Annotated in this window: 13 protein-coding genes and 1 pseudogene; 5 read left to right on the top strand and 9 right to left on the bottom strand. The window is 57.9% G+C overall.

Annotation, left to right across the window (positions count from 1 at the left end; genetic code table 11):
* The first annotated feature begins 167 nt into the window (after window positions 1-167).
* Window positions 168-1,580, top strand: coding sequence for a GntR family transcriptional regulator (locus AR456_RS21515; protein WP_021820947.1), 1,413 nt, complete (start codon window positions 168-170; stop codon window positions 1,578-1,580).
* A gap of 56 nt (window positions 1,581-1,636) precedes the next feature.
* Here the strand turns inward: AR456_RS21515 and fabF are convergent, their stop codons facing one another.
* The 5 genes from fabF to AR456_RS12615 form a co-directional block, all read right to left on the bottom strand.
* Complete coding sequence (gene fabF / locus AR456_RS12635; protein ID WP_031208835.1) at window positions 1,637-2,902, bottom strand: beta-ketoacyl-ACP synthase II; 1,266 nt, start codon at window positions 2,900-2,902, stop codon at window positions 1,637-1,639.
* A 217-nt stretch (window positions 2,903-3,119) separates the two neighbouring features.
* A complete protein-coding gene (gene lpdA, locus AR456_RS12630; RefSeq protein ID WP_021820949.1) occupies window positions 3,120-4,619 on the bottom strand; it encodes a dihydrolipoyl dehydrogenase in 1,500 nt (499 codons plus the stop codon).
* Between the two features lie 78 nt (window positions 4,620-4,697).
* Window positions 4,698-7,754 (bottom strand): efflux RND transporter permease subunit, encoded by a 3,057-nt coding sequence (locus AR456_RS12625; RefSeq protein WP_021820950.1) that lies wholly within the window; start codon window positions 7,752-7,754, stop codon window positions 4,698-4,700.
* Window positions 7,751-8,872 carry an efflux RND transporter periplasmic adaptor subunit gene (locus AR456_RS12620; RefSeq protein WP_021820951.1) on the bottom strand — a complete coding sequence of 374 codons (1,122 nt, stop codon included), beginning with the start codon at window positions 8,870-8,872 and terminating at the stop codon, window positions 7,751-7,753. The genes AR456_RS12625 and AR456_RS12620 overlap by 4 nt, the downstream gene beginning before the upstream one ends.
* A 76-nt stretch (window positions 8,873-8,948) precedes the next feature.
* Complete coding sequence (locus AR456_RS12615) at window positions 8,949-9,566, bottom strand: TetR/AcrR family transcriptional regulator (RefSeq protein ID WP_021820952.1); 618 nt, start codon at window positions 9,564-9,566, stop codon at window positions 8,949-8,951.
* Window positions 9,567-10,155: 589 nt separating this feature from the next.
* Here AR456_RS12615 and AR456_RS12605 point away from each other — a divergent pair.
* Window positions 10,156-10,710, top strand: a complete 555-nt coding sequence (locus AR456_RS12605) for a PaaI family thioesterase (protein WP_021820955.1) — start codon at window positions 10,156-10,158, stop codon at window positions 10,708-10,710.
* A gap of 78 nt (window positions 10,711-10,788) precedes the next feature.
* Here AR456_RS12605 and AR456_RS12600 read toward each other — a convergent pair whose 3' ends face one another.
* Window positions 10,789-11,166 (bottom strand): winged helix-turn-helix transcriptional regulator, encoded by a 378-nt coding sequence (locus AR456_RS12600; protein WP_021820956.1) that lies wholly within the window; start codon window positions 11,164-11,166, stop codon window positions 10,789-10,791.
* 102 nt (window positions 11,167-11,268) lie between these two features.
* Here AR456_RS12600 and AR456_RS12595 point away from each other — a divergent pair, with 102 nt between their 5' ends.
* Both AR456_RS12595 and AR456_RS12590 read left to right on the top strand, forming a co-directional pair.
* Window positions 11,269-12,015: an NADPH-dependent F420 reductase gene (locus AR456_RS12595; protein WP_021820957.1), complete on the top strand. Its 747-nt coding sequence runs from the start codon at window positions 11,269-11,271 to the stop codon at window positions 12,013-12,015.
* 81 nt (window positions 12,016-12,096) lie between these two features.
* Window positions 12,097-13,110: a zinc-dependent alcohol dehydrogenase family protein gene (locus AR456_RS12590; RefSeq protein ID WP_031208841.1), complete on the top strand. Its 1,014-nt coding sequence runs from the start codon at window positions 12,097-12,099 to the stop codon at window positions 13,108-13,110.
* Window positions 13,111-13,244: 134 nt separating this feature from the next.
* Here the strand turns inward: AR456_RS12590 and AR456_RS21630 are convergent, their stop codons facing one another.
* Window positions 13,245-13,445, bottom strand: a complete 201-nt coding sequence (locus AR456_RS21630) for a benzoate/H(+) symporter BenE family transporter (RefSeq protein ID WP_269465158.1) — start codon at window positions 13,443-13,445, stop codon at window positions 13,245-13,247.
* 13 nt (window positions 13,446-13,458) lie between these two features.
* On the opposite strand from AR456_RS21630, the pseudogene AR456_RS21625 reads away from it, so the two are divergent.
* Window positions 13,459-13,650 (top strand): annotated as a pseudogene (locus AR456_RS21625) (efflux RND transporter permease subunit); the annotation flags it as partial.
* A 119-nt stretch (window positions 13,651-13,769) separates the two neighbouring features.
* Here the strand turns inward: AR456_RS21625 and AR456_RS12580 are convergent.
* Both AR456_RS12580 and AR456_RS12575 read right to left on the bottom strand, forming a co-directional pair.
* Window positions 13,770-14,975 carry a benzoate/H(+) symporter BenE family transporter gene (locus AR456_RS12580; protein ID WP_021817021.1) on the bottom strand — a complete coding sequence of 402 codons (1,206 nt, stop codon included), beginning with the start codon at window positions 14,973-14,975 and terminating at the stop codon, window positions 13,770-13,772.
* A gap of 89 nt (window positions 14,976-15,064) precedes the next feature.
* Entirely contained in the window at window positions 15,065-16,303 is a 1,239-nt protein-coding gene (locus AR456_RS12575; protein ID WP_021817022.1) for a benzoate/H(+) symporter BenE family transporter, read from the bottom strand.
* Window positions 16,304-16,491: the final 188 nt, after the last annotated feature.

Below are 16,491 nucleotides of genomic sequence, written 5' to 3'. Positions count from 1 at the left end.
CGAGGGTCTTCCTCCTACGCTGGACTATAGGCATGCTACATTCTCGCAATCAACCTGTATAATGACTTTTGTCGTATGTTTTGAATAACATCAGTTGAAGTGTCTGCTCTCCGTTGCCGGCCCGGCTCGCGGAGCACATAATGCCTGGACCAACGAGGAGGTCGAACTTGCTGTCAGCACAACAGGAAACGGCGGGGGAAATCGCGTACCGGTCCATTCGCAGCGATATCATCGGCGGGCACCTGGCACCGCGTTCCCGGCTGCGCCTGGAAGCGCTGAAAGAGCACTACTCAGCTAGCGTCAGCACTTTGCGTGAGACTCTCTATCGTCTGTCTGCCGAAGGCCTGGTCTGTTCCGAAGGCCAGCGCGGTTTCGAGGTTGCCGCCGTCACTCAGGAGGAGTTTCAGCAACTCGCCGACCTTCGCGAATTGCTGGAGAGTCATGCCCTGCGCGGGTCATTCCTCAAGGGCGACCTGGAGTGGGAGGGGCGAGTGGTCGGCGCTTACCACAAGCTCGAGACCATGGAGCGCCTGATGATACTGGGAGATAGCAGCCGTAGCGCCGAGTGGAAGCACTATGACCGCGAATTCCATCATACCCTCGTTTCCGCGTGCGGCTCGACGGAACTGCTCCAGGCCTATAGTGCGATCTTCGATCGTTACCAGCGTTACCAGATTGTCGCCGTCATCTTCCGCGGCGAAGCTGCCGCCGAGGAACACCGCTTGCTGCTGGACGCAGCCCTGGGACGCGATGCGGACCACGCGACTGCCGTATTGCACCAACATATATCGGCCTGTGTGGCACACACGCTGGAAACTGGGCAACTGGCCTCTACCGAACTCTCCTCTATCGAGCTCTCCTCTTCCCGAACGCACGGAATGCCAGGCAAATCAGAGGCATTGACTTCGGTAGGTGAGGCGGCATGGCACCGCATACGTGCCGACATCATCGCCGGGAAGCTGATTCCCGGAAGGAAATTGAAGCTGAGCAGCCTGCGTGACGACTACGGCACCAGCGTGGCCACACTGCGTGAAGTACTCAACCGGCTCGCGTCGGAAGGGTTCGTCGTCGCCGAGGGGCAACGTGGTTTCGAAGTCGCACCGATATCGGAACAGAATGTTTGTGAGTTGGCTGATCTGCGGCTTCTCGTGGAGGGCCGGGCGTTGGAGGACTCCCTGAAAAAAGGAGACGTGGACTGGGAGGCGAGAGTGGTGGCCGCTCACCACAAACTCGCCACCATCGATGCAGACAAGGCCAGTAGTGACCCTCAGCTCGCCGAGCGCTGGAAGCAATATGATGGGCAGTTTCACCAGGCACTGATTTCGGCTTGCGGTTCCGAGGCGCTGATGCACTTGCACAATGCCGTCTTCGACAAGTACCTGCGTTACCAACTCAATGCCGTGTCCAGCCGGGGACGTGTCGTCGCCGATGAGCACCGGATGCTGTGCGACTGTGCTTTACGACGGGATGCCCGAGGCGCACGGGATATCCTGCAACAGCACCTCAGGGGCGCAACGGAGCACGCTCTGGCGACCGGAACTATCGCCGCCCAAGAGGTCTTTCGTCTGGAACCACCTTGAGGGGGCTGCAAACACTCGTGGAAACGTTCGAGAGCGCTATACGCGAGATTCTGGGATCATGGCCAGCAGCGAAAGATGACACTGGCATTGACGCCACCAAAGCCAAAGCCATTGGTAATGGCGTGCTCCATCGGCAGTTGCCGTGCTGATCCCCGAATCAGGTCGAGTCCCTCGGCAGCGGGATCCGGATTTTCCAGGTTGAGTGTCGGTGGCGCAATTTGGTCGCGCAGCGCCAGAATCGTCAGAATGGCCTCCAGGCCCCCGGCTGCACCGAGTAGATGGCCAGTCGCTGATTTGGTTGCACTGATGGCCACCCCGTTACCGAACACTGCCTTGATCGCTGCGAGTTCCCCCTTGTCTCCTGACGGAGTAGAGGTGGCGTGGGCGTTGAGGTGTTGGATATCCGAAGGATTCAACCTTGCCTGCGCTAGAGCGTTTGACATTGCACGCTGGGCGCCGCTGCCATCGCCTGGGCCTGATGTGATGTGGTAGGAATCGGCTGTCGTGCCGTAACCAACGATTTCAGCGAGGGGCGTCGCGCCACGCGCAAGTGCATGTTCCAGTTCTTCAATGACCAATACACCCGCGCCTTCCCCCATGACAAATCCATCTCGGGCGTTGTCGAAAGGGCGAGAGGCACGTATTGGAGTGTCATTGAAGCCGGTGGAGAGGGCACGTGCTGCTGCGAAGCCACCCATACTCACTTCGTCAATGCAGGCTTCGGCTCCTCCACAGATGGCCACATCTGCCTCGTCGTCCCGGATCATTCGCGCTGCGTCGCCAATCGCCTGGACACTGGCGGCGCAAGCGGTTACGGGGGCTCCGATGGGTCCCTTGTATCCATGCCGAATGGAGACTTGGCCAGCAGCAAGATTGACCAGGAAAGAAGGCACGGTGAAAGGGGAGAGGCGGCGGGCACCACGAGTACTGGTTGTGCGTACTGCCGCTGCAATTGCTGGAAATCCTCCAATTCCAGACGCAATCACCGTTGCGGTACGCTCCTGCTCGTGGGCTTGCGTGGGGTACCATCCGGCCAGATTGATTGCCTCGTCAGCTGCTGCCAGCGCAAAAAGTATGAATCGATCCATCTTGCGCTGTTCTTTAGGAGGGGCAATGCGGCCAGCATCGAATCCGGCTTGCGGATCTTCCATGTGGTCGGGGACCACGCCGGCGATCTTGACCGGCAGGTCATTCACCATGCCCTCGGGTAATCGTCTGATTCCAGAGGTTCCGTTCAAGAGCCGGGGCCAGGTGGGCTCTACACCGATACCCAATGGAGAAACCAGCCCAAGGCCGGTTACGACGACTCGACGTGTAGACATACTGGATTCCTCGTGTGCTATTCGTGATACCTGAAGCGTTCGTGTCCTGGCGAGGTGCATGCCAGAGCCGACTTTGTGCAATATCGCCTCACACGGTGATCTTCAGTAGTGATGCTGAATGAATCTCTGTGGCCGCCAGGCCCTGTTGGTAAAGGCGTGGGTCAGGCAGGCCTTGCTGCTCATTGCGCTCGGTTTTCCACGCAATGAACAACCATCTCTAGTGCGTTGGTTTCTTGCGTTGTGGAGGGATGTCAGTGCAAGAACCATCCGCGACTTCTGCGGACAGACCAATCGTTTCACCTAGCGTCGGATGTGGGTGGATGGTCCTGGCGATATCGACAACGTCGCAGCCCATCTCGATGGCGAGGCAGACCTCTCCGATCATGTCACCTGCCGATGGACCGACGATGGTGCCACCGACTACCCGACGCGTCTTTATATCGAATATCAGTTTGGTGAAGCCATAATCGGCGCCGTTGGCAATTGCACGACCAGAGGCGGCCCATGGGAACCTGGCAACGTCGACGTTGCGCCCTTCTTTCTTCGCCTGCGCTTCGGTGTAGCCAACCCACGCCACTTCCGGGTGGGTGTAGGAAACGACAGGGGTAACCAGTGCATCGAAGAAGGCTCTGGTACCGGCAGCAACCTCGGCGGCAGTGTGTGCCTCATGCATGGCTTTGTGGGCCAGCATTGGCTGGCCGACGATGTCACCAACTGCAAAGATGTGTGGCATGTTGGTGCACATCTGGGAATCAACCGGGATGAAGCCGCGCTCATCGACAATGACGCCCGCTTTATCGGCGGCTATCTTGTTACCGTTCGGGATGCGGCCTGCGGCTTGGAGGATCATGTCGTACTTCATGGTTTCAGCGGTGGCGTTCCCACCTTCAAACTTTACGTAAAGACCGTCGTCTTTTGCTTCGATTTCGGCCGCCTTCGTTTTCAGCATGATCTTGCCGAAGCGGTGTAGGTTCTGCCTTTCCCAGATTCTGACGGCATCTCGGTCGGGGCCCGGCATCAATACATCTGCCATTTCAACGATATCCACCCTGGCACCCAGCGATGAATAGACGGTGGCCATTTCCAGACCGATGATGCCGCCTCCAATGACCAGCATCTTCTGGGGAACAAAGTTCAGTTCGAGTGCGCCGGTTGAGTCGACGATGCGTGAGTCGTGAGGGATGAAGGGCAAATGCACAGCTGCCGAGCCAGCGGCGATGATGCACTTCTGAAACTTGATGACTTTCCTGGCCCCGGTCCTGTTCTGGCCTTTTCCGTCGGTGACTTCGACCTCAAGGTGGTGTGGGTCGAGAAAGTTACCGTAGCCGCGGACCACCTTGATCTTGCGCCCCTTGGCCATACTGGCGAGACCATTGGCTAGCGTGCTGACGACCTTCTCTGTGTGCGCTTGCAGCTTGTCGATATTGATCTGAGGCTCCGAGAAGGTTATTCCCAGGTCGTTGGAGGACTGCGTTTTCTCAATCATCTCAGCGACGTGCAACAGCGCCTTCGATGGGATACAGCCAACGTTCAGGCAGACGCCGCCAAGCGTGGCGTAACGCTCAACGATGACCGTCTTCATGCCCAGGTCAGCTGAGCGGAAGGCGGCAGAGTAGCCGCCAGGGCCAGCACCAAGGACCAGCATCTCGCATTCAATATCGACACTGCCGTTGTATTTGGCGATGTTTGGGACTTGCACTTCAACCCGGTGACTCATGGTTTCGCTCCCTTTGCAGGTACAAGGTGGTGCGGTGTAAGTCGGACCGAAACTTGCTCAGATGTGCGAGAAAGCGCGTTACGGCACTGACATCGGCCTGATCTTGAACCAGATGGCGTACAGCGCTGGAAGAAACACCAGCGTCATGACCGTTCCGCCAAAGGTTCCACCGATCAGGGTGTACGCCAGAGTGCCCCAGAAGACCGAATGAGTTAGTGGAATGAAGGCCAGCATGGCAGCGAGTGCCGTCAGGATAACGGGGCGTGCACGCTGTACGGTGGCCTCGACCACGGCATCGAATGGCGCCAGTCCTTCCTTTTCGTTGCTGCGGATCTGGCCAATAAGGATCAGGGTGTTACGCATCAGGATGCCGGAAAGAGCGATCAGCCCGACCAGCGCATTGATACCGAATGGCTGCTGAAACAACAGTAGGGTTGGAATGACACCAATAAGGCCCAAGGGTGCCGTAGCGAACACCATCACCATTGCCGAGATCGAACGGACCTGGAAGATGATGGTAATCAACGTGAGCGCGATCATGATCGGGAACAGCGGAAGCAGGGCACGATTGGCCTTCCCGGATTCCTCAATGGAACCTCCCATCTCGATTCGATAACCTTCGGGCAGTTCAGCAACGATCGGCTGCAACTCCTTCCACACAACAGTGGACACGTCCGGGGGCTGCAGGCCGTCGGCAATATCCCCTCGCACGGTGATCGTCGGTGTTCGATCACGGCGACGCAGGATCGGGTCCTCCATACGCACTTCCACGGAGCCGATCTGGGATAGTGGTATCCGCTGGCCCGCCGTGCCTACCAGAGTGAAATCATCAATTCTTCCCGGGTCGAGACGCCGGTCTCCGGAACGGGCCATGACTTGCACCGAACGGATGTCTTCGCGTACATCGGTGATCGGGACACCACTCAGCAGGAACTGTAGTTGTTGCGCCACATCGCTGGACGTCAAACCGATACTCTGGAGCCGGTCCTGATCCAGCGTGAAGTGAAGCGTGGGGATTCGTTCTCCCCAGTCAGTGTTGACTGTCCTCATCAGTGGGCTTGCTTGCATCACCCCACGCACTTGCGCGGCAATGTCACGCAGCTTGTCAGGCTCCGGCCCCATCACACGGAAGGCCACCGGGAATGGCGAGTAAGGGCCAAACACCAATTGGGTAACGCGCACACGAGCTTCAGGAGCCAACCCATCGGCTACTGCCTGTCGCAATCTGGTCTTGAGCACCTCACGAGCCTCTGAGTTGTCCGTCAATACAACGATCTTGGCAAAGGATGGATCGGGTAGCTCTGGCGACATGGCAAGGTAGAAACGCGGTGCTCCCTGTCCGATGTAGGCGGTGACGACCTCGGCTTCCGGCTGGTTGGCCAACCATTTCTCGACTTTTTCGGTTGCCGCACTGGTCTGTTCAATGGCGGTGCCATACGGCATCTGAACCTCGACCAGCACCTCCGGGCGATCGGACGTCGGAAAGAACTGCTTCTTCACCACGCTCATGCCCAGCACCGCCACCACGAATGCAGCCACCACACCGCCTGCCATCCACCACTTGCGACGAATCACCTGCGTCAGAAATCGACGAAAGCGGTTATAGCGCGGTGTGTCGTAGATCGCTGCATGTCCACCCTCAAGCGCCTTGATCTGCGGCAGCAGTTTCACTCCCAGATACGGCGTGAACACAACAGCCACCACCCAGGACGCAATCAGCGCAATACCCACAATCCAGAACATATTGCTGGTGTATTCACCGGCGGTCGATTTGGCAAAACCATTGGGCATGAAACCAATTGCTGTCACCAATGTTCCGGCGAGCATGGGCGCGGCGGTATGGCTCCATGCGTAGGCCGCTGCGCGAAGGCGGTCATAACCTTCCTCCATCTTCACAACCATCATCTCGATGGCAATGATCGCATCGTCGACCAGTAGCCCCAACGCCAGTATCAAGGAACCGAGCGTAATGCGATCGAAGTCCTTGCCGGTGGCCGCCATGACGATGAACACCACTGCCAGAGTCAAGGGAACCGCTGCTGCGACGACGATACCGACACGCCATCCCATGCTCAGGAAACTCACCAGCATGACCACACCGAGGGCGACGAAGAACTTGACCATGAACTCATTGACTGCCGCACGAATATTGACAGACTGGTCCGTGACCTTGGTCAGGCTCATACCCAGCGGCATCTCGTCGTTGATTGCGGCCGTTTCTGCTTCCAGAGCCTTGCCGAGTTCGAGGCCATTCCATCCCTCACGCATGACGACACCAAGCAGTAGCGCTGGCTCACCGTTATTGCGAACCTGGAAGGTGGCCGGGTCTTCATAGCCGCGTTTCACCTCCGCGATATCAGACAGTTTCAGTGTGCGGCCCTGTGCCGTGATGGGGGTGTTGCGGATATCTTCCAGGTCGTCGATGGCACCATCCAGCCGGATGAAGACCTGCGGCCCCTCAGCTTCAACCGAGCCTGCGGGGGTCATGACGTTTCGGCTATTGAGTGCGGTGAAGATATCCTCCGGAGACACTCCAAGGGTTGCGAGTCGGTCTGAAGAGAATTCGACAAAGATGCGTTCCGCCTGCTCGCCGATGATGTTTACCTTCTTTACGCCTGGCACATGAAGTAGTTGCTGGCGCAGAGCTTCCGCATCGCGGACAAGCATGCGGAGAGGTTCACCCTTGGCCTTCAGAGCATAGAGAGCAAAGGTCACGTCGGCGTACTCATCGTTCACCATCGGACCAATGACACCACGCGGTAGATCTGGAGCTTCGTCACCGAGTTTCTTACGGGCTTGATAGAACTGCTCGGGAACATCAGCGGGAGGGGTGCTGTCGAGCAGGAAGACCGTCGTGATGGCAAGTCCCGGTCGTGTGAAGGTCTCTGTCCGGTCATACCAGCGGAGTTCCTGCATCCGCTTTTCCAATCTTTCGGCGACGAGGTCCTCCATCTCATGAGCGGTTGCTCCCGGCCAGGCTGTGACAACGGTCATCTGCTTGACCGTGAAGGCCGGGTCCTCCGCTCGGCCCAGTTCAAGGAATGCCATCACACCGGCAACCGAGATCACCAGCAACAGGAACAAGGTGACAGCGCGCTCGCGTACAGCGATGGCCGAGAGATTGAAGCCGCTCATGGCCGCACCCCACCATTGGCTGCCACATCGGACTCTGCTGCATCCTCGGGAAGTCGTACCTGTTCACCTTCGTGCAGTAGATGCGCACCGAGTGCCACGACACGGTCTCCGGCCTTGAGACCGCCAACGACCGATGCTGATTCCTCACCCAGTGCGGCAATCTGCACCGCATGCCAGGTAACCTGAGGAGAGGATCCCTCGATCAGCCATACGCCAGGCCCCTTTCCTCGGTCAAGAATCGCGCCCATCGGTATCTGCAGTGCTGATGTAGAGCGGCTGTCGGGAATCTGGATGGTGACAGTCGAGCCTAGTGGTGCATCTGCTAGAGGCCCCTCCAGCACGTACCGAGCCTCGAAAGTTCGAGTCAAAGGGTCCGCAGAGTCCGACAGCTGGCGAAGACTCGAGGGGCCGGTCAGCCCGCTGCCGTACAAGGTTGCCTGACCCAGGGAACCGAGAATGGGGCGCAGGGTCTCGGGGAGCTCGATGACCGCCTCTCGTTGTCCGGCGTGCGCCACACGCACGACAGCCTGTCCAGCACCGACGACTTGCCCCGGCTCAGCCAGGGTTTCCACCACGACACCATCTGCATCGGCTAGCAAGACTGCATAGTCTTCTTCGTTACGGGCTACATCGGCTTGAGCCTCGGCCGCGTTGAGCTCCGCCCGCGCCGAATCAGCAGCTGCCTTGGCGGAGTCGTAGGCTGATGCAGAAACGGAGCCCCTGGAAACGAGTGTTCGATAGCGTGCTTCATCTTGCGCGGTCTGGTGCGCCCGCGCCGCCGCTGCAGCAACGGCCTGCTCCTGGGCACGCGTGGCGAGTTTCAGGTCCGTATCATCGATCCGCATGAGCGGCTGGCCACGTTCGACGGTCTGCCCGATATCGACCAGCCGTTCCGTGACCTTGCCGGGAACCCGGAAGCCCAAGTCGCTTTGCACCCGCGCCGCAACAACCCCTGTGAATGAGCGCTCCGCGTGGCTCTGGGCCGTCACCGTCGTCACTCGCACGAGAGGATCCTGCGTTCGCGGATCGATTGAAGACGTGGCATCGCTGCACGCTACCAAGGCAATCGGCAGCAGGCCGACGGCTGCGAGGAATGAAATATCGCGACGCTTGAACATGGAGATCTCCGGAAAAGCGAATATCTCCAGTTTATGACTAGTGACTATATTTGTAAATAGTCACTAGTCGGGTTCACTAAGGAGCCAGACTGCGTAGTACCAGGTTCGAAAGCTGCACCGGCGCTTCCTCAATGAGGTCGAGATTATGCTGGAGCAGAAGAGGATTCACATAAGGCAGCATGACCAGAAAGATCGAATGCACCGTCTCGTCCAATGGCGTCTTGCGTTCGAACTCGCCACTCTCGCGCCCCTCACGGACGATTTCCATCAGGATCTGCTCGATGCGATGCGCATAGGCCCGGGCTGATGGCCATCCTTCACCGGCAGAGTGCGCCGCGATGTCGTACAACTTACGATCATTGAAGAACAAGCTCGTGGCAGTAGCCACTTGGGAATTGAACATGCTACGGATTTTCTTCGTCGGCGTGGGCGCGTCAGCCACAGCCTCCTCGACCAACACGATGATCGTATTCAAGGTCCTGGAGCAGATGGCCTCACCAATGGCCTGCTTGGAATCGAAGAACTTGTAGATGTAAGCCTTGGAAAAACCAATCGCCCTGGCCAGGTCGGAGACCGTGGTCTTGCCATAACCATAGTGACGAAAGTGCTCTTCGGCAGCCTCCACGATCTGTTCTCGAACGCTGTGGTCGGCGGGGCCACGTGACTGCGGGGTGGTAGACGAGATTTCACTCATGAGAAAACCATACCTTGATACGTTGTTTGACAACCAGTGACTATATTGGATTATAGTCACGTGAACAATTCTGCTCTCCGGAGATACTCATGTCTGTGTGCTCCCGCTCTCTCGCCTTTCTGCTGGGTGTCAGGGTCTTGATGGACTTCGTAGTTGGACCGAGCTACAGGCCAACCGAAACCACCTTGCTGGCGCATTTCTTCGGCCAGAGGGATGTCGAGCGAAGGGGAGACATGAGCTCTACAGGCATGGTGGGGCGATTCCAATGATCCCCTACTAGCGCGCTTCGTTTCCCGGGCTTTCGAACAGGACCTGGACATCGCGCAGGCGGAAGGACGCGTCGCCCAGGCACGTGCCACATGACAGGCGAATCAGCATCGTGCGGGATTGGACCAATTAGACTTCCAGGATCTTCATATGGGCGACGCCACGCTGACCGCATCAGGCTTCTCTTTTCTCGCGTCCTGCATGGATGCCCCAGCGTTTGATCAAACGATGTGACAAGCGACAAGGCTAACACCTTCGATATTCGTGTATGTCGCAACAGTCATCACTCGCCGGAGCACACATAATTCAAGAGGTTGATACCATGACTGCACCAATCGACGCGATGAACCCTGAAGAAACGCTTGCTCTCTGGCAAAATGAGGAAGTGGCTGTGCGTGCTCGCCTGCAGACTGTTCCTGGCGTGGCGTCTCCTGCTCAGGTTGTCGGACGTAGCGGCTTGCAAATACTCGAAGCGCTCCTCTCCGGCGAGCTGCCGCCCCCTCCGATGGCAGCCACGCTTGACTTCACTCCCGTCAGTATCGAGCCTGGACATGCGGTATTCCTCGGACGGCCGGGCTCGAAATACTACAATCCGATGGGCACGGTGCACGGCGGCTGGTATGCGGCGATGCTCGACACAGTGATGGGATGTGCAGTGCATTCGACTCTGGATGCAGGCAAGGGTTACACGACCCTGGAGCTGAAGCTCAATCTTGTCCGAGCTCTCACCGAGGCGATACCTCTGGTACGCGCGGAAGGTTGGTTGGTTCACGGTGGACGCCAGGTGGCGACGGCAGAAGGTCGGATCCTTGGACCCGATGGCAAGCTATACGCTCATGCAAGCACAACGTGCCTCATCTTCGACCAAGGATCGTAGAAAATAGGTTGCCCGTGGCACCAATGGCTAGTCGTTCCATGACACCACCTTTTATGGTGACACCATGGCTGCCTCTCATCATGTATTTTCGGTTTGGTGGTCAAGTGCTGCGCGGCGCATAAAGGCCCAATCAATAAGCGCTTCTATCGAAGGGCCGAGTGCGACTCCCATCTCGGTCAACGTGTACTCCACCTTGGGAGGCACTTGTGGGTAGACCCTCCGCGTAACAATGCCATCCTTCTCCAACTGTCTGAGCTGTTGAATCAGCATCTTCTGGTTTACCCCTTCGACACGTCGCTCCAGCTCTGAGAACCGCAACGGCGCTTTTGCCGCAAACAGCTGACAGATAATGACGATCTTCCATTTCCCTTCAAGCACTCTCAAGGTCTCGCTTGTTGCGGTCGCCCAGATGAGCTGCTGATTGGGATCTTCGCAGCGCCAATCTCGATCCCCCATACTTACCTCCAGGTGGGTATTGGACTTTTTGGTAGGTTCTTGTCTTTGTGTTTGTTCGTCTCTATTTTGCTGGAAAAGCAGCTGCGGAGGCTAGGTACAGAAATGAAAATTGGCGTAATTGGTATCGGCAATATCGGCGGTACGCTTGCCCGAGAGTTAATCGCTGCGGGACACCAGGTTCGTGTTGCAAACTCCAGGGGCCCTGACGACGTTCGGCCGTTCGCGGAAGAAATCGGCGCTGAGGCTGTCGACACTCGTGGCGCGGTCGATGGGGTAGGGCTGGTTATCCTGGCAATCCCGCTCTCCGGCATTGCCAGGCTACCCAGATCGCTCTTCGATGGGGTCCCCCAGACAGTTCCAATCGTCACTACCAGCAACTACTACCCGGAGTTAGGCGATTCTCGGATCCCCGAAATTGATGCGGGGCAGGTAGAGAGCGTATGGGTCTCGGAACAGCTTGGTTTTCCCGTGATCAAGGCCTTCAACAACATTCTGGCGCATTCACTGGCGAACCTGGGACGCCCACAAGGGACGGAAGATCGCCTGGCCATCGCGGTAGCCGGTGACAATGCCGTGCAAAAACGCATGGTCATGGGGCTAGTAGCCGATATCGGTTTCGACCCGGTCGATGGCGGTACGCTGGAGGAGTCGTGGCGACAGCAACCGTCAACGCCGGCTTACTGCTGCGACTGGGACGCCGAGACAATGCGCAAAGCTCTGGCTGCTGCAGTGGAAGGTGAAGCACCTGGGAAGCGCGCTCAGTTGCCTGAGCAATTTGGGACTCTCGGTGCGACTCCGTCCCACACTGATATCGTCGCTCTCAATCGCTCCTTGAATTGGCCTGCCTGACCTGACAAATCGGCATTTCAAGTGATCCATGCCCCCGGATGCTGTAGGCATGCCTAACTGTTCCACTTGAGGAAAAGAGAAATGAAAGCCGTAAGATGGACTAATGGTGACGAACCAGAATTGGAGCTGCACAACGAATCGACACCTACTCCAGGAAACCATGAGGTGCTGGTTCGGGTTCACGCTGCCTCCCTTAACTTTCGTGACCAAGCGATATTGGATGGCCAATATGGCGGGCCAACCCAGGAAAATGGTGTCCCTCTATCAGACGGTGCTGGAGAGGTCGTTTCTGTTGGAGACCATGTAACCCGTACCAAAATTGGCGACCGGGTCACGGCAAGCTGCAATCCGCACTGGATTGGTGGCCCTATGCACGCAGAGTACCATTCGAACAGCTTGGGAATATCAGCAGACGGGTGGTTAAGTGAGTATATTCTCGTACACGAAAACGCCATTGTGCATCTGCCCGATTGCGTATCGTACGTAGAGGCGGCATCGTTGCCTTGTGCAGCGGTTACGGCCTGGACAGGCCTCAGTTTGTTGTCGCCCCTTCAGCCCGGTCAAACAGTACTGGTTCAGGGGACGGGCGGTGTCGCGCTATTTTCTCTCCAGGTGGCACGGATGTTCGGAGCGCGTGTTCTGGCAATCACCTCTAGCGACGAAAAGGCCGAGAAACTGAAAGCGTTGGGCGCAGAATCGGTTGTCAACTACCGCACCTTCCCGGACTGGGATCGTGAGATCCTTGAACTGACTCATGGCAAGGGTGTCGATAAGGTTATCGATATCGCGGGAGAGAAAACCATCGTAAAATCTGCGGCATCGTGCCGAATTGGAGGAGAGATTGTGGTGGTTGGGTTCACCAGCGGCTTCGGTGGTGGCTTGCCTCCTATCGACATCCTTTCGCGTTCTCTCCGGGTAGCAGGTACGGCTATCGGTCCTCGACTGAATTTCGAAGCGCTGCTCGCTGCAATGGCCCAGCATGAAGTGAAACCAGTCATTGATAGAGTTTATCCGTTCGCGGAATACCGTGAGGCGTACGAACGGCTTGCCAGCGGGAATCATGTCGGCAAGATAGTTATCGACGTGGCCGGGTGAGATCGTCAGGACGGGTAACCACTCGAGGTCGATCAGCCAGCAATGGCCATTGGTTCGCGCCGGTTTAGAGCAGCCAGATCTTCAGTGACGCTATAGTAGCTTCGTCTGTGGGTGAAGGGCTCGACCAGGCCTCATTATCCTTTTTCCTTCCCACCAGTGGCGGACGCTGTCCGTGGTGTCTTGACCCGATTCGTCCTGTGCAGGATCAGATACGCCACCACGCCGATCATCATGCCCCAGAAGGCCGAGCCGAGGCCGAGCAAACTCATTCCCGAGGCGGTGGCCATGAAGGTAATGACCGAGGCTTCGCGGTGGTCTTTGGCATCGGTGGCCACGCTGAGGTTGCTGGTGGTGCCGCTGATGCTGGCCAGTGGTGCTGGAGCTGAAGTGCGGCAGGCGCCAGGCACGGCGGTATTCGCAGGGATGGTGGGCGTCACGCTGTTCGGGCTGTTCCTCACGCCAGTGTTCTACGTGGCACTGCGCAAGTTGGTGACTCGCGGTGAGCGGACTTCGCAGGTACAAGAGGGGTATCAGGCCTGACTCTGGGCAATATAGCCGCTCATCAAATACAGATCCTGCAGGCGCGTCCACAGGACTTAGTAGGTTCGTTTGGGGATGGAGGGTTGGATCATCGTAAATGCTGACCTCATGAGACCCTCTTATCCCTTTTCCTGCCCAGTAGCGGATGCGGTTTGCGGTGTCTTGACCCGATGCGTTCTGTGCAGGATCAGATACGCCACTACGCCGATCACCATGCCCCAGAACGCCGAGCCGAGGCCGAGCAAACTCATTCCCGAGGCGGTGGCCATGAAGGTAATGACCGAGGCTTCGCGGTGGTCTCTGGCGTCGATGACCACGCTGAGGTTGCTGGTGATGGCACCGATCAGTGCAAGCCCGGCGAGCACCGCAATGAATGCGCCTGGTAGGGTGGTGAACAGGGTGACGATGGTGCCGGCGAACAGGCCACCGATCAGGTAGAAGGCGCCATTGGCGATACCGGCCACATAGCGTTTGTCGGGGTTCTCATGCGCCTCCTTGCCGGTGCAGATTGCTGCGGTGATGGCTGCCACTACGGTGGTGATGCCACCGAACAGCGCTGTTGGCAATGAGGCGAGGCTGGTGACGGTGAGGATAGGGCGTGCCGAGCACTTATAGCCGGCTCCACGCAGGATGGCCATGCCGGGCAGGAATTGTCCGGTCAGGCTGACCAGCGCCAGTGGCAGTGCCAGGCTCAAGGTCGCGTGCCAGCTCCATTGCGGAGTGATCAGGGTTGGGGTTGCCAGTGTCCAGCGTACGCCTTCCAGTGATGCACCCTCGAGACCCACCGCTAGCATGATGCCGGTGATCAGCAACAGTATCAGGCTATAGCGCGGGGCTAGACTCTTGAAGACCAGATAGGCGGCGAGCATGCCCACTGCCAGTAGCGGCGTCGACTCGATGGTCTGGAAAGCCCCCAGTCCAAACTGAAACAGGATGCCTGCCATCATGCCGGCAGCGATGCCGGGGGGAATGGCCCGCACCAGACGATCGAAAGTGCCGGTGATGCCGATCAGTAGAATCAGCACGGCAGCGGTGAGGTAAGCGCCTATTGCTTCGTTGAGGGAAAGCCCGGGGAACAGCGTGACCAGCAGCGCCGTGCCAGGTGCTGACCAGGCGGTGATTACCGGTACCTTGAGCCACAGACTGAGCCCTATGCCTGAGACGGCTGCACCGAGGGAAATTGCCCACACCCACGAGGTCATCATGCCACTCGAGATGTCGGCGCTCTGAGCGGCCTGGAAGAAGATCGCCAGCGGACCGGAATAGGAAATCAGTACTGCCAGAAAACCCGCGGTCACGGCGGATAGCGACCAGTCCTTGAACATCGAAAACTCCTTGGGTGGCAGTGAGCGAGCCTGCGGACAATAGCAGGAGGACGCGACCAGGCCAGGCAGACCTTGGTCGCATCGGATCATCAGGCCGCGGATTCGTCCGCGACTCTGCGGCTGAAGCCGAAGTCCTTGAACTCGACGAGCATTGATAGTCCAGCGCCCAGTACCAGCGCCCAGAAGGAGGAGCCAATGCCCAGGATCTGGATGCCGGAGACGGCGATCAGGAAGGAGAACAATGCCCCCACCTGATGTTTGCCGGAGAAGGTCATTTGCATCGCTGAGCCGATTACCCGCAGCAGCGCCAGACCGGCAATGATGGCAATGAAGTAGCCTGGCATGGCTTCGATCAGGCTGAACACGAAGCCATAGAAGGGCGCCGCTACGATGAAGATGATACCGACGATGACGGCAGCCACCCAGCGCTTGTCATGATTGCCGGCTTCCGGTCCGGAGCAGATGCCGGTCATCGGTGCGGCGATGCAGGTACTGTGCAGGTTGAAGAACGCCGAGATCATGGTGCCGATACCGCCGACGGCCGTGATGGCATTGGCCGGTACTTCCTTGAAGCCCATGCCCTTGACCAGACCGACCCCCGCGGGAGTTTCCATGCCGACCAGAATCAGTGCCAGCGGCAGTCCATAGGCGAGAAAGGCTTCAAGCGTGAAAGTGGGCATGATGAATTCAGGGAGCTGCATCGAGAACGTTACACCGGAGAAGTCCGCGCCGGAAAACGCCATATAGCCGACACCCACCAGCAGAGCGACCACCAGCGGCGGAACGCGACGCAGAAAGCGCGTGGCGAGGAAGAACGCCAGGATCATCACCACCGCTGGCAGCATGGCATTCTGCAACGGCATCACCATGTTGGTGCCGAACTTGAGCAGGATGCCCGCGACCATGCCCATGACGATAGGCATGGGTATCAGCTTCATGACCAGACTCATCATCCCGGCGAGGCCGATGATCAATGAGATGGCGCCGGCGATCAACGTCGCGCCCAGTGCTTCATTCAACCCGACAATGGGAATGATGGAGGCAAACAGCAGCGCACCGGGAATGGAATTGGCCATCGGCAGCGGTAGCCGGTACCAGGCTGGCAGCAACAACCCGAACATGCCGTTGATCATCAGATAACTGATCACCCACATCAGGGTGAACTCCTTGGGAAGTCCTGCGGCTGTGCCGGCACTGATATGAATGATACCGGCGCTGAGGCCGAAAATACCGGCGACGAGGCCAGCACTGAAATTGTCGGCGTTGAGGTCTCTGATGAAATCACGGGGCGCGGACCGGAGTCCTACGCCTTTCTCGATATGTTTCATATGTACTCCGTGAATTATTGTCGTTGTGTGATGGCAGAGCGTGATGTGCAGGGGATGTGATGAGTGCAGGAAGATGCTGCGGCCCTTCCATGAGTTCAGGTCCATGAATTCAGAGATTCTTGTCCTTCCCGGAGAGACTCACCAATATCGTTTGTATTCACTTTCATACCTATCAGGTATGAAGAATC

Source organism: Halomonas huangheensis, from assembly GCF_001431725.1.
Lineage (GTDB): Bacteria > Pseudomonadota > Gammaproteobacteria > Pseudomonadales > Halomonadaceae > Halomonas > Halomonas huangheensis.
Note: the sequence above shows the minus strand (reverse complement) of the source record. Positions and strands in the feature narration are given on the sequence as shown.

Excerpts from the sequence above, each read along its gene's own strand:
- AR456_RS12580 (WP_021817021.1), bottom strand. The coding sequence starts at position 14,975 with ATGTTCAAGGACTGGTCGCTATCCGCCGTGACCGCGGGTTTTCTGGCA.
- AR456_RS12575 (WP_021817022.1), bottom strand. The coding sequence starts at position 16,303 with ATGAAACATATCGAGAAAGGCGTAGGACTCCGGTCCGCGCCCCGTGAT.
- AR456_RS12625 (WP_021820950.1), bottom strand. The coding sequence starts at position 7,754 with ATGAGCGGCTTCAATCTCTCGGCCATCGCTGTACGCGAGCGCGCTGTC.
- AR456_RS12595 (WP_021820957.1), top strand. The coding sequence starts at position 11,269 with ATGAAAATTGGCGTAATTGGTATCGGCAATATCGGCGGTACGCTTGCC.
- AR456_RS12590 (WP_031208841.1), top strand. The coding sequence starts at position 12,097 with ATGAAAGCCGTAAGATGGACTAATGGTGACGAACCAGAATTGGAGCTG.
- AR456_RS12605 (WP_021820955.1), top strand. The coding sequence starts at position 10,156 with ATGACTGCACCAATCGACGCGATGAACCCTGAAGAAACGCTTGCTCTC.
- AR456_RS12600 (WP_021820956.1), bottom strand. The coding sequence starts at position 11,166 with ATGGGGGATCGAGATTGGCGCTGCGAAGATCCCAATCAGCAGCTCATC.
- fabF (WP_031208835.1), bottom strand. The coding sequence starts at position 2,902 with ATGTCTACACGTCGAGTCGTCGTAACCGGCCTTGGGCTGGTTTCTCCA.
- AR456_RS12615 (WP_021820952.1), bottom strand. The coding sequence starts at position 9,566 with ATGAGTGAAATCTCGTCTACCACCCCGCAGTCACGTGGCCCCGCCGAC.
- AR456_RS12620 (WP_021820951.1), bottom strand. The coding sequence starts at position 8,872 with ATGTTCAAGCGTCGCGATATTTCATTCCTCGCAGCCGTCGGCCTGCTG.
- lpdA (WP_021820949.1), bottom strand. The coding sequence starts at position 4,619 with ATGAGTCACCGGGTTGAAGTGCAAGTCCCAAACATCGCCAAATACAAC.